The organism is Synergistaceae bacterium, assembly GCA_017443945.1.
Classification (GTDB): Bacteria; Synergistota; Synergistia; order Synergistales; family Aminobacteriaceae; genus JAFUXM01.
The window spans coordinates 20807-33689 of sequence record JAFSXS010000019.1 but is presented as its reverse complement, the minus strand read 5'-3'; the positions used below and the strand labels follow the sequence as shown (position 1 = coordinate 33689).

At 41.5% G+C, this 12883-nt stretch carries 11 protein-coding genes; all 11 read right to left on the bottom strand.

The window, feature by feature from the left end:
* Positions 1–3: 3 nt before the first annotated feature.
* The 11 genes from IJT21_02185 to IJT21_02135 all read right to left on the bottom strand — a co-directional run bounded on the left by IJT21_02185 (position 4) and on the right by IJT21_02135 (position 12873).
* Positions 4–2505, bottom strand: a complete 2502-nt coding sequence (locus IJT21_02185; GenBank protein MBQ7577057.1) for a DUF4968 domain-containing protein — start codon at positions 2503–2505, stop codon at positions 4–6.
* A 4-nt stretch (positions 2506–2509) separates the two neighbouring features.
* The gene (locus IJT21_02180) at positions 2510–5008 is read right to left on the bottom strand and encodes a DUF4968 domain-containing protein (GenBank protein MBQ7577056.1); all 2499 of its coding nucleotides are present in this window, start codon (positions 5006–5008) and stop codon (positions 2510–2512) included.
* Positions 5009–5069: 61 nt separating this feature from the next.
* Positions 5070–6395: a TRAP transporter large permease gene (locus tag IJT21_02175; protein MBQ7577055.1), complete on the bottom strand. Its 1326-nt coding sequence runs from the start codon at positions 6393–6395 to the stop codon at positions 5070–5072.
* A 2-nt stretch (positions 6396–6397) separates the two neighbouring features.
* Complete coding sequence (locus tag IJT21_02170) at positions 6398–6874, bottom strand: TRAP transporter small permease (GenBank protein ID MBQ7577054.1); 477 nt, start codon at positions 6872–6874, stop codon at positions 6398–6400.
* A gap of 4 nt (positions 6875–6878) precedes the next feature.
* Positions 6879–7859 carry a TRAP transporter substrate-binding protein gene (locus tag IJT21_02165; GenBank protein ID MBQ7577053.1) on the bottom strand — a complete coding sequence of 327 codons (981 nt, stop codon included), beginning with the start codon at positions 7857–7859 and terminating at the stop codon, positions 6879–6881.
* A 642-nt stretch (positions 7860–8501) separates the two neighbouring features.
* On the bottom strand, positions 8502–9803 hold the full coding sequence (locus IJT21_02160; GenBank protein MBQ7577052.1) for a TRAP transporter large permease: 1302 nt from the start codon (positions 9801–9803) through the stop codon (positions 8502–8504).
* Between the two features lie 2 nt (positions 9804–9805).
* Positions 9806–10258 carry an ankyrin repeat domain-containing protein gene (locus IJT21_02155; GenBank protein ID MBQ7577051.1) on the bottom strand — a complete coding sequence of 151 codons (453 nt, stop codon included), beginning with the start codon at positions 10256–10258 and terminating at the stop codon, positions 9806–9808.
* Between the two features lie 12 nt (positions 10259–10270).
* On the bottom strand, positions 10271–10801 hold the full coding sequence (locus IJT21_02150; protein MBQ7577050.1) for an ankyrin repeat domain-containing protein: 531 nt from the start codon (positions 10799–10801) through the stop codon (positions 10271–10273).
* Positions 10801–11328 (bottom strand): TRAP transporter small permease subunit, encoded by a 528-nt coding sequence (locus tag IJT21_02145; GenBank protein ID MBQ7577049.1) that lies wholly within the window; start codon positions 11326–11328, stop codon positions 10801–10803. The genes IJT21_02150 and IJT21_02145 overlap by 1 nt, the downstream gene beginning before the upstream one ends.
* 22 nt (positions 11329–11350) lie before the next feature.
* Positions 11351–11806: a hypothetical protein gene (locus IJT21_02140; protein ID MBQ7577048.1), complete on the bottom strand. Its 456-nt coding sequence runs from the start codon at positions 11804–11806 to the stop codon at positions 11351–11353.
* Between the two features lie 89 nt (positions 11807–11895).
* A complete protein-coding gene (locus IJT21_02135) occupies positions 11896–12873 on the bottom strand; it encodes a TRAP transporter substrate-binding protein (GenBank protein ID MBQ7577047.1) in 978 nt (325 codons plus the stop codon).
* Positions 12874–12883 lie beyond the last annotated feature (10 nt).

Genomic DNA, 12883 nt, shown 5'->3' with positions numbered 1-12883 from the left:
AAATTACTCGTCGCCCATTCCGATTAAGTCAAATTTTTCTGTCGAGATAATAATTTGCTTGACCGGCCATGAACATTTAACGCAGATTGCACGTTCTGACATATCATAATACCAGCCTTCGCGCGCATTTTCCCATTCATCACGGACAAGGAACCGCGAAATTTTTTTATCGTCAACACTGACCCAGTACGCGCCTTTTTCTTTGCTGATGACTCGTAAATTTATGCGTTCGATAGTTGATTGATAGCTGCCTTCGGTCGTGAAATTTATAATTTTGCGTTTGCCTGCTTTGACGGAAATTTTTACGCGTGAATAACCGCCCCTTTTGTAATTTTCTGTGTGGCCGTCGTCGTCGTAAAAAATAAATTCGCTGTCATCATCGCAGGAAATCAGGAAATCTAAATTTTTCAGCGTGTCAAAATTTATGCGCTTGATGTCATTGCTTGTGCAAAAAATTGCGTTGCCCCTCATGAAAACCGGAATGCTTGAATCATCAACGGGAATCTCTATCACTTGACCGCCGCTATAAGATTTGAGATTATTATTTATGTCGTACCAGTTACAACCAGACGGCAAATAAATTTTTCGAGTCCTTGCGCCCTTCTCGATTACGTTAGCGACTAATAAAGCACGTCCGAACATGAACGTTAAATTTTTGTCGTAGTAAGTGTTAATGTCATCAGGAAATTCAAGAAATAGCGGTCTCATTGCGGGAAGTCCGTTAATGCTTGCTTCATACATGAGTGAATACAAATAAGGGAGCATTCTATAACGTAATGCAAAGGCTTCACGGATCAAATTTAAATTTTCCTCATACATGAAGGGTTGTGTTACTGTGTTGTCGTTATTTGCTGAATTAAGAGTAAATCTCGGCTGAAATATACCATTTTGAATCCAGCGCAATAATAATTCTGACTCAGGAGCACCGCCAGCAAAGCCGCCAATGTCGCAGCCCATATTTGCACAGCCTGATAAACCCATTCCGATAATTGTTGCAATATTAAATTTCAATGTGCGCCAGTCAGTTAAATTATCGCCGCCCCAGACTTGTGCATAACGTTGAATCCCTGCAAAACCTGCGCGGTTAATTACATACGGGCGTTCATTAGGGTAAACGTTTTTAATTGCCTGAATCGCCGTGAATGCCATCATGTTAGAGTGAATAATTTTGAGTTCGGCCATTGTCCCGCCCAGTGAGTTATTGTCGCAAAATGCCTCGCGGTCTTCTATGCCGTCCATCTCGCAATTATCGTTCCAAACAGTTTTTGTACCCTTGCGCAAAATATTTTTCTCTAGGAGTTCACGCCATGAGTCGCGCCCTTTCTGACTCGTGAAATCTATAAATCTACCTTCACCGCCCCACCAGCGCCCGTAATAATCGCTTTTGCCGTCAGGAGTCTTTATGAACGCGTTATTTTTCTCGTAAAAACTTGCATACGGGTGATTCTTGAGGACTCCCGGCTTTAGGTTGCAGATTACGTTAATTCCGAGTACATTCATACGCGCAAAAAATTCTTCAGGGTTCGGAAAACGTTTATAATTCCAATTAAATGTGTAGCGCAAATTATCTTTCTCGCCGCTTGAATATCCCGACGCAAGCCAGAAATTATCAATATAAATTTTTTCGCGCAAATGTTTATCAATGACTCGATAAATTTCTTGGTCGCAGTTTTCTTCGAGTTCAGCATAATACATCGTTGACGCGCAATAACCTAATGACTGCTTTGTCGGGAGAATCGTACGCCCTGTCAGCCACGTATAACGCTCAATAACTTTTTTCATGTCGGGGCCGTTAATCAGGAATAAATCAATGTCTCCGCCGTCAGTCTGGTAATAATTATAACGTTCCCAGTAGCCGGAAATTTCTTGACCCAAGTCAAACACGCAGTCATAAGAATTATTATAGAAGAGTCCGAGCGCGTGCAAATTGTCTTGATTGACTCTTATATAAAATGGTATGTGCTTATACATCGGGTCGCCGTTTTCGGGGTCATGGCCGATAGCGTCTTTAGGGGACATTCGCAGACGCCTAAATTTTTTGTCAAGGTGTCCGGTTTTCTCGCCGAATCCGTAAAAGAAATCTTTTTCTCTGTCCATGCAGGAATAATGACTCAATCTTCCTAATTGGTCGCGTTCAAAAGCTCGTTCGGGCAAGTCGCGATAAATGCAGATATTTTCATGATTGTACAACGAGAAATTAAGCGGCGATTTGTTCATCACGAGTCTTAGAGTCCGAGTCTCAAATGTTAAATTTTTCTCGTTCTCCTGGCAGGAAATATCAAGTGCGTTAATTCTTGTGCGCTCACCTGCAAATAAATTATCGAGTTCATCAGGCCAAGCAGTATTTATTAACGCGTAAGAACGTTCAACAAATTTTTTCTCGAATGAAACGCGGACTCTTATAACGTCATCGGTCATAAAAATTAGCAGAATATCAGCGTTATCGGCGTGAATGATATAGCCGTTATTTGTTTTCTCAAGTGAGATAAATTTTTTTACGAGCATAATTTTACATACCTATTAAATCAAAGTCTTCAAATGAGATATTGAGTGAATAATTTTCGCGGGGGTTCTCATATTTTACGAGTACAGCGCGTTTTGTCTGGCTGTAGTACCAACCTTCGGAGGCAGAGTCAAATTTTTTGCGGTTCAAGAAGTGTTCAAGTTTTCTATTTCCGAGACTAACCCAGAACGGGCTGCGATCTTTCCTGACTGCTTCAATAGTAACGCGCTCGATTGTGTCAGTGTATGAGCCTTGCGAGTCAAATTCAAGTTTTAGGACGCTTGAGCCTGACATTTTTATGTGAGTCTTACGGAACACGCCATTTTTGAAATCATTGCTGACTCCGTCGTCGTCATAGAGCGTAAAGACTCTTTCTTTATTGTCAGGAGTAATAATCAAGTGCAGATCCGTTACTTTGTCATTTGCCATGCTCATTAAAATATTTTCGGCCATAGGGATAACTGCTCCTTCTCTTATGAACATGGGAATGCTAGATAAATCTACGGGAATATCAATAAATTGTCCGCCCTCATAGAATTTATAATTATCGTTGAAGTCATACCAGTTAGACCCAGACGGCAAATAAACGCGTTTAATTTTTTCGCCAGGCTCGATTACATTTGCGACGAGAATATCACGCCCGAACATAAATTCAAAACTTTCATCAAAGACTCGCGAATCATTCTGAAATTCATAGACAAGAGCGCGCATAATGGGAGCACCGTTTAAATTTGCCTCGTACTCAAGCGAATAAATATAAGGCGTAAATTTATATCTCAGCAAAATAGCTTCACGAATCAAATCGGCCGAATCTCTGAACATCCACGGCTCAGTAACTGTATTATCGTTGCTTGCAGAATGAATCGAGAAACGAGCTTGGAATATTCCATTTTGCACCCATCGCACAAATAATTCTTCACTAGGAGCAGGCCCCGCAAATCCGCCAATGTCTGCGCCCTCGTTGGGTTGACCTGATAAGCCCATACCTGTAATTATGGGAATATTATATTTGAGAGATTCCCAGCTTGTGAAATTATCTCCGCACCATGTCTGAGCGTATTTCTGGATTCCTGCGCTGCCTGACCTGCAAACGATATAAGGCCGTGCATTATTGTTGTGTTCGCGTACCGCATCGCCTCCGATTTTGCACATTAGAGTCGACATTAACGGCTTTAACTGCGCGATAGTTCCGCCCTTGCCGTCGAAATCAACGCGTGAGTCTTTATCAACTAAGCTGTCATACTCGCAATTGTCGTCCCAAATTGAGTCCGTGCCTACGTCGATAACATTTTTGATTAAATACTCTTTCCATGCTGAACGCGCGTCAGGTTTTGTGAAGTCCCAGAATGCGCCAGTACCGCCCCACCAGCAGCCATAAGCAATTTTTGAAGGGTCTTTGCTGTCCTTAACGAATACATCACGCGAAAGAAATTCATTAAATAACGGGTGCACTAGCAAAATTCCGGGCTTAACGTTCGGGACATTCTGCGCGCCTCGTTCGTTCATTGCTGCAAAATATTCGCGGGGATTCTTGAATCTCGTAGTGTTCCATGTGAAAACGCACCTTTTGCCGTCAACGCTCGTGTAACCTGATGACAAGTGAAAGCCGTCAATCGGGAAACCTTCAGCCTTTATCGTGTCAATAAATTCTAATACTGCATCGTCGCTGTCCTTCTCAAGTTCGGGATAATACATTGATGAACCTTGATAACCCAGCGCTCTTTTTGGCAACAATGCAGGTCTGCCCGTCAAGAGCGTATAATTATTGATTATCTGCTTGATTGAATCTCCCGCAATAAAGAATAAATCAATGTCTCCGCCGTCTGACTGCCAATAACTGTAACGAGGCCAATAATTACTTTTTTCACAGCCCATGTTGAACACTGACTCATAAAAATTGTGATAGAAGAGCCCTAACGCTTTATGATTCGCGCGCATGAGTCTTATATAAAATGGTATGTGCTTATAAAGTGTGTCGCATTTTACGGGATTATAGCCCATTGCATCTGTTGCACGCTGACGCAGAAATGATTGATTCTTGTTTAGGATTCCGGCCTTCTCGCCAAAACCGTAAAAGCAGTCATCTTCATTCATTCGGCTGTAGTGGGTTACGCGATTATTTGAGTCAAGCGTGAAAGGATTTCCGGCCAGTGATGAATAAATTTCTGTCCCGTCAGAGTCATAAAGTCTCATGCAAATAGGATCCTTGTCAAATTCGAGTCTTAATTTCGCAGTAGAAAGAATTATTTGCGATTCAGTCTCGTTAAAGTCAGGGCAAACGGGGGTAACTCTGACTCTTTCGCCGTCAAACAAAGAATCTAATCTATCAGTCCAAGCAGTAAGAGCTAAAATATATGACTCCTCGTCAAATTTTTTGTCAAATGAAGTTCTGACTCTGATAATTTCGTCGGTCAAGCAGTAAATTTTTATGTCAGCTGAATTAGTGTGAAGTATGAAGAAATTTTCTAGTTGTTCGGAGTTAATAATTTTTGCGCATATTTCCATTATAAATATTTACCTCCTGAATATAAAACGAGCGAGACTCAATGTCCCGCCCGAAAATTTTTTATCTCGTCCAGCCCATACCTTTAATTAATCCCGTCCAGTAAGGCAGACTCAAAGCTATTTGCGGAATATATGTAACGAGCATCAACGAAATAAACATTGTTATAAATATCGGCACAATATATTTCGTAACGCCCTCGATCTTGACATTTGCAACACCGCAGCCAACAAACAAACACGAGCCCACCGGAGGAGTAACTGAACCAATGCCCAAATTCAATATCAGCATTAATCCGAAATGTACATCACTCATTCCAATACGGCGCGCAATCGGCAAAAATATCGGCACAAAAATTAATACCGCCGGCGTTAAGTCCAAGAACATCCCCATAACTAGCAAAAATACATTCATAATCAAGAGAATCACATAACGATCCTTTGAGACTCCCATAATCATTTGCGAAATTGCGTTAGGGATTCCAGTTCGCGCCATTACGTAGGCCATTATCGACGACGCAGCTATCAAGAATAAAATCGTTGCAGAGCTCTTCATCGTGTCAGCCAGCAAATTATAAAGAGTCTTTAAGTCCATTTCTCTATAAATCGCAGCTAATAAACCGCAATATAAGCACATAACGACTCCGGCCTCTGTTGCTGTGAAGATTCCCCATAAAATTCCGCCCATTACAATAATTACTGCAAATAACGAGGGCAAAGCGTCAATCCAAATTTTTAATGCGCTGTCTTCCTCTTTTACTTCTGATTTCTTGTAACCGAGCTTAACTGCTAAGAAAATCGCCATTATCGCAACTGCAACGCCCAGAATGCCGCCTACAAAGTAACCGCCCATAAATAACGCCGCAACAGAGACACCGCCCGCTGTAATCGAATACAAAATCAACGGCCCTGAAGGAGGAATTAATATACCAGTCGGAGCAGAACAAATATTTACTGCCGCTGAATAATCCGGGTCATAGCCTTCGTCCTTCTCTAACGGTGAAAGAATCGAACCCATTGCAGAAGTCGCCGCTACCGATGACCCCGACACAGCCCCGAAAAACATATTTGCAAGCACATTTGTAGCCGCTAAGTAACCGGGAATTTTTCCGACTAAGAGTCTTGCGAGTCTAACGAGTCTGCGAGCGATTCCGCCTTTGTTCATGATGTTGCCTCCAAGCGAGAAAAACGGCAGAGCTAATAACGAAAACGAGTCAAGCCCGGAAAAACATTTTTGTGCAGCAGTAAACGCAAAACCTTCAAGAGTCGTAACTCCGCTCACACATGCAGCAACAACGGACGCGATTCCAATTCCCGCAGAAATAGGTACGCCCGCAAACAACATGATAAAGAATGAGACAAATAATACTACTGTAGCAGTGATTACCATGATTAATTTTCGCCGCCTTTCTGTGTGAATGCCTGAATATACTTGAGAACACGCGCAATAACTATCATGACCCCGCAAAGAGGTTCAATCAAATAAAGCGTCTTCATAGGGATTCGCATAACTGATGAAACATTTGTAGCGGTGCTTGATAATTTGAGTCCTCCGTAAATAAACACGTAAATAACAAAAAATAATATGCAGGCTTCAATAAATAAATTTAGTACGACCTTGAAGAAACCTTTTGCACGATCAGAAACGAGAGTCAATGCTAAATGCTCATCACGGTAAAAACAGTAAGCCGAACCGATCATACCCGCAATAATTAAGACATAGCGCAGTAACTCATCAGTAAAAGTTGATGGATTCTTCAATACCCAACGGCTGAAAATCTGCCACGTTCCAAACGCTACAAGAATGAACATAGATAATGCCATCAAGAATCGCATAACGGAATCTAAAATTTTCTCTAGTGTCTTCATGATATTATTTCGCTGCTTGGATTCTTTCTACAAATGCAAATGTTACCGGGTCTGCTGTCTTGAGTGCGTCATAAAGGGGCTTGACTGCGTTTTGGAAAGCTGCTTTGTCAACGTCCTTAACATATTCGACTTTATTTCCGACCTGTGCTTTAACGTCGTCCTCAAATTTTGCCCAGAGTCCGCGATAATTTTTTACCATTTCGGCGGCTGTATCGTTCATAATTTTTTTCTGGGCATCGCTCATTTCGTTCCAAACTTTAGCGGAAATTACGATAACGTCAGGAATCATTGTATGTTCGTCGTAGCAATAAAATTTAGTAACGTCTGCATGATCTCTCAAAGCAGTAATATTATTTTCTGCTCCGTCAATGACTCCCTGCTGCATTCCGGTGTAAATGTCGCTGTAGCCCATGACGGTTGCACTTCCACCGAAAGCGTTCATCATGTCAATAGCCATTTGTGAGTCCATTGTGCGAATCTTGAGTCCCTTGAGATCTTCAGGCTTGCGGATTGCTTTATTTGCGGTATAGAAGCAGCGAGTACCGGACTCAAGCCATGCAATTCCGATAAAACCGTCATTAACTGTCAGATTATATAAATCTCTGCCGATTTCACCGTTCATTACATTATATAAATGATCCTTATCTCTAAAAACGTAGGGAACTGATACGCAATTCCAAGCGGCGGCAAAATTCGAGAGAGTCCCTGCTGAAACTTTTGTCATTTCGAGTTGTGAGGCCTGAATTTGTGAAACGCAGTCAGCTTCTGAACCTAATTGTCCGTTCGGAATAATATTAATTGTGATTGAACCGTCGGAAGCTGTATTAACTGCCTCTGCCCATTCAGTCATAGCGATATGAACTGCGTGATCTTCTGCTAAGTTGTGAGCTAATGTGAGGAAAAAACTTTTGTCATCAGCAAGTGAACAGGACGCAAGAGAAACAACGAGCGCGATAGAAATTAATAGTGCTAGAAACTTTTTCATGTTACAAATTACCTCCTGAATAAAAATTTTAAATATTTCGGTGAGATAAATTGTAATATATTCAAGCGTTGACGTAAATTATTAATTTTTCGTATATTTGGCACAGGAGGAATTTATTTAACATAACAACCCCGTCCCGTCATTCCATAGGCCCATTTTTGCCCAGTGAGTAAAATTTTTGCTGTAAAAATATGTTTTCATGAAATAAATTATACACTATAGCGGATATAGTTAAATGGGTGTAAAAACTTTATAATCCACTGCTATATAAATTTTAGTGTTGAGCTCTCTTTTGTAGGGTTCATTTCTTGAATGCCTCCCACTGCTCTAGTTCTCAGCTTGACAATCTCAAAAAGTTTTGCTCAAATTCCCGCGTAAAACGACAATGCGTAATTTATAAATTTGCGATTATCTTGTGCTGGACGACTCTGTGTACCTGCTCTACATGATAAATGAGATTATGCTTATATATTAAATTTGTTGTATGTGTGCGACCCGTTTTTTTCTCGCGCTCTTTTTCCCCACCTAATTATAAATGCATGTTTCCGAAAGACTTCAATGTAAGATCACTATTCATTTATAGACGGCCATAAAAAAATCCCTCCTGCGATTGACTCACAGAAAGGAAACGATAAATTTTTTCTACACTGCATAACCGAAGAACGCAGGCAGCCATAAACTTATAGCCGGAATAAACGTAAGCAGTAAAAGTGTTATCAACATGCAAAGATAGAACGGGAGAGTAGCTTTTACTACTTTTTCCATCGGTAATTTTGCGACTGCTGATCCAATGAACAAGACCGACCCGACCGGAGGCGTTAATAATCCGATACCGCAATTAAGAATTACCATTACACCGAACTGAATCGCGCTGATTCCTATTGACTGCGCAACCGGCAACAAAATCGGCGTGGCAATTAATATAATCGGTGCCATATCCATAATACAGCCGAGAATTAATAAAATCGCATTCAACATTAACGCAATTATAATCGGGTTGTCTGAAACGCTCTTAATCAAGTTTGCAGCCTTCAACGGCACGTGAAGAGTCGTCAAGCAGTAACCGAATGCCGCCGACGTTGCAATAAGTATTAACACTATCGCAAGAGTCTCAACGCATGTATCTAAAGCCTTCCATACGCCTTTCCATGTTAAGCCGCGATAAATAAATACTGATACGATGAGCGAATATACGACTGCAATAGCTGCTGACTCAGTTGCTGTAAAGACTCCGCCGACAACTCCGACGACAACTATTAAGACCGCCGCTAATGCCCAGAAAGATGTCGCTAATTCTTTCAGGAAAAATGAAAAGCTGAACGGTTTGCCCTTAGGATAATTTTTCTTCACGGAAATTATATATGAACCGACCATTAACGAAATTGCTAATAAAGCACCGGGAATATAACCGGCCATGAATAAAGCTCCTACAGAAATTCCGCTTGCAGTTGTCGCGTAAATGACCATGTTATGACTCGGAGGAACAAGCAGGCCCTCGCATGATGACGTAATTGTAACTGCTGTCGAGAAATCTGCGTCGTAACCCTGATCTACCATCATAGGAATCAAAATCGAACCTAACGAAGCCGTATCAGCTGAAGCCGAGCCGGAAATACCGCCGAAAAAGTAAGAAGCAACAATATTGACCATTGCAAGACCGCCGCGCATCCAGCCGACTAGAGAATTTGCAAGCGCAATTAACTTGTCGGAAATTCCCCCTGTTCCCATTAAGACTCCCATTGTGATGAAAAACGGGACCGCCATTAAGCTGAATGACCAAATACCTTTTACCATTTGCTGAGGAAGTGTAACAAGTGCCTGACCCTGCGACATTAAACAAAACACAGTCGAGAGGCCAACAGCATAAGCTATCGGGAAACGCAATAAAATCATCGCGAAAAATGTTCCCAGTAATACTAATGTCGAAATATCTTCAGGACTCATAATTATTTCTCACCTGCTGCATCAAGAATTATTTGCTTTATTTCTTCAGTTCTCGCGAAATCAAGAGCTGTCTGCCCGATGTCGTTTTTGATGTTCACGTCTGCGCCGAAATCAATCAAGATTTTCACGACTTCGGGATTGTCGTTATAGTAAGCTGCTTTCATAAGGGCTGTGTTACCGTACTCGTCGCGCATATTGATTCTAATTTCCTGATCTCCTTCTTTCAGGAACGTATAAATCACGTCTGCATTAGGATTCATTACGGCCAAGTCTAAAGGTGTCCAGCCGTTAGAATTTCTGTGATTTAATTCTGCTCCGCGCCTTATTGGGATTCGCACATCCTGCGGGGTTGAGTTTTCGTTCTTTACTGCTCTGAATAAATCGCTCGTAGGATCCGCAAAAGCACATGAAGCGATCACGAGAATCACAGTAAGTGCAAGAGTAAATTTTTTCACGTCATGACCTCCTTATTTTATAGCGTCAAGAATAATTTGTTTTGCGTCATATTTTGCGTAATAAATTGCTGTCCTGCCGTCGTCGTCTTCTGCGTAAATGTCTGCTCCCGAATCGATTAAAATTTTCATTGCTGACTGATTATTATGTTCTGCTGCAATCATAAGAGCTGTACGGCCTTTTTCGCCCTTAAAGTTTACATTTGCTCCGGCAGATACGAGAATCTTTATTACTTCAGGATTTCGATTCGTTTCTGCTGCATTTAATAACGCTGTGAAGCCTATTATATTTACTGCGTTTACGTCCGAACCTGAATCAATCAAAATTTTTATTACTTCCGGACTTGCAAATGATGCCGCTTTAATCAGTGCTGTATTCCCGTATTTGTCAGAATATTTGACATTTGCACCGGACTTTATGAGAGCTTGAATTTGTTGCGGAGTAATATCGCTGTTCATTACTGCATCCAGCAAAAAACTTGTAGGACTTGCAAAAGCAGCCAGACTCATACTCAAGACAACTAAGACGGTTAGAAAATTTCTCATTACGCTTTTTCCTGAGGCACAAAAATTTCTTCGAGTCTCATAAATATCTGCTCAAGCTCGAAAATCGCCATACTTCCGCCCGCAATAGGTATCGGCAGGTACATCCAAACGCGGCTTAATGTCGGGATTGACTCATATCTTCCGAATCTTGCTAACGGCGATTGACATACTTTAATGCCATAGACGAGCATAATAATTCCGAGCGCAAAGACTGCAACATCTGCTAATAAATCAAGAAATTTCACGAGTCCGTCGGGCAAATATTTATCAAATGCCGTCATTCTTATGTGAGCGCGACGACGAATCGCAAGAGTCGCCGACAACACAGCCATATAGACCATAAATGTCAAGACCATTTGCTCACTCCACGCCGGATCGGGAATCCATGAGATATAACGTCCTGCAACGGCCATTGAAGTTATTGCAATATCAGCAATTAATAATAACTTGCAGATCAGCATAACTAATTTATCAGTAATATCATAGAGCGGCCTTATAAACGCAACCGCCTTGAAGAATCCGCGCATAATTATTAATCATTCCTTTCTGTTAATTTTGCTGTGAAGAGGTGTCATTTGTGTTCTGTCCGTCCATGAAACATAATACAGCAGCAACGAGATATAAAGCTCCCCAAATCGCAAACTCTTGAAGTAATAAGCCGCTCATAAACGGTAATTCATTTTTTGCGGCAATATTTACGAATCCGAATATCCCAAGACATATAAGAGCACTCACAACGAGAAGTCCTGTCCCGCCCGCACGTTTAATTGCCGTGAAAGCAGCTATTACAGCAAGGACAGCCGCGACTACTACCGCGATTAACATAAATATTAACTCTTTGGGCATACCTCGAAAAAATTGCGCGTTCTGAGCGTTCAACATTAAATTTACAATCTTAAATATGCTGAGACCTGGAATCGGCAAGAGTCCGCCCGTTAAATTAATTTCCTGAAAAATTGAGAGTAATGCTCCTGCGACTGCGAAAATAAATGCTGCTATATTCATTCAATAACACCCCTTTACTATTTAATATTTCACTTCACATAAATTAAACGGGAGAAATTTATTAACTCCTCCCGCTGAAAAATTAAATCTTACTGCATATCAACAATTTGCTTGTAAAGTTCGGCCTGGCTTGATGTATTTGCCTGAATTGTAGGCTGGCAGGCTTTGACCCACTCTGTTTTGTCGGGAACATCAACAACATTTACGCCGTCTTTGCGGAGAAGTTCTAATACTTTTGCTTCCTCGCCTGCTGATAACTGGGCGTTAAACTGCTGGGTTGCTTTTCCTGCTTCCATGATCCAAGCGCGCTGCTGGTCGTTTAACTTATTCCAGCCTGAGTCAGCGATAACAATCTGAATTGCGCCGAGTGTGTGTCCGTCAAGTAATAAGTTCGGTGCAACTTCTGAGAATGCATTAGATCTGTAATTTGCGATGGGCTGCTCGGCACCGTCAGTAACGCCGGTCTGTAATGCGCTGTAAAGTTCTGTGTAAGTAACAACTGTAGGATTTGCGCCTAAATTGCTTACCATTCCGGTCATAATCGGGTCATCTGAAACACGAATCTTTTTGCCCTTAAGATCGCTCAAGCCTGCAACTTTTTCTTTGAAGAAGAAATGTCTGAATCCCTCTTCACCGTAGCAAATGCCTCTTAACGGGAGTCCGATTACATGAGGTTCTGCAAGAAATTCTGCTGCTAACTCACTATTTGCAAATTTCCAGAAATGTTCACGGCTTACAAATGTGTAGGGGATTGATAATAACATAGCTTTCTGGCAGCCATAGCTTGTAAGGGCGAACGCTGAAATTCTTGACATGTCGATTGTGTCGCCGCCGCCAAGTATTCCGTCTAAGACCTGAGCTTCTGAACCGAGAACACCGCCGGCCTGAATGTCGATAATAACTTCACCCTTTGAGAGTTCTTCTACTTTGTTCTTGAAAAATGTTGCTGTCTGTCCTACGATTGAGTCAAGCGGATTAACTTCTGCGTAAACAAGCGTAACTTTTGCATATGCTGATCCTGCAAATAAACAAGAAAGAACGAGCGCGAGTGCTAAAACTTTTTTCATAATAAATAAT

Excerpts from the sequence above, each read along its gene's own strand:
- IJT21_02140 (MBQ7577048.1), bottom strand. The coding sequence starts at position 11,806 with ATGAATATAGCAGCATTTATTTTCGCAGTCGCAGGAGCATTACTCTCA.
- IJT21_02145 (MBQ7577049.1), bottom strand. The coding sequence starts at position 11,328 with ATGCGCGGATTCTTCAAGGCGGTTGCGTTTATAAGGCCGCTCTATGAT.
- IJT21_02170 (MBQ7577054.1), bottom strand. The coding sequence starts at position 6,874 with ATGAAGACACTAGAGAAAATTTTAGATTCCGTTATGCGATTCTTGATG.
- IJT21_02135 (MBQ7577047.1), bottom strand. The coding sequence starts at position 12,873 with ATGAAAAAAGTTTTAGCACTCGCGCTCGTTCTTTCTTGTTTATTTGCA.
- IJT21_02180 (MBQ7577056.1), bottom strand. The coding sequence starts at position 5,008 with ATGGAAATATGCGCAAAAATTATTAACTCCGAACAACTAGAAAATTTC.
- IJT21_02175 (MBQ7577055.1), bottom strand. The coding sequence starts at position 6,395 with ATGGTAATCACTGCTACAGTAGTATTATTTGTCTCATTCTTTATCATG.
- IJT21_02185 (MBQ7577057.1), bottom strand. The coding sequence starts at position 2,505 with ATGCTCGTAAAAAAATTTATCTCACTTGAGAAAACAAATAACGGCTAT.
- IJT21_02150 (MBQ7577050.1), bottom strand. The coding sequence starts at position 10,801 with ATGAGAAATTTTCTAACCGTCTTAGTTGTCTTGAGTATGAGTCTGGCT.
- IJT21_02165 (MBQ7577053.1), bottom strand. The coding sequence starts at position 7,859 with ATGAAAAAGTTTCTAGCACTATTAATTTCTATCGCGCTCGTTGTTTCT.
- IJT21_02160 (MBQ7577052.1), bottom strand. The coding sequence starts at position 9,803 with ATGAGTCCTGAAGATATTTCGACATTAGTATTACTGGGAACATTTTTC.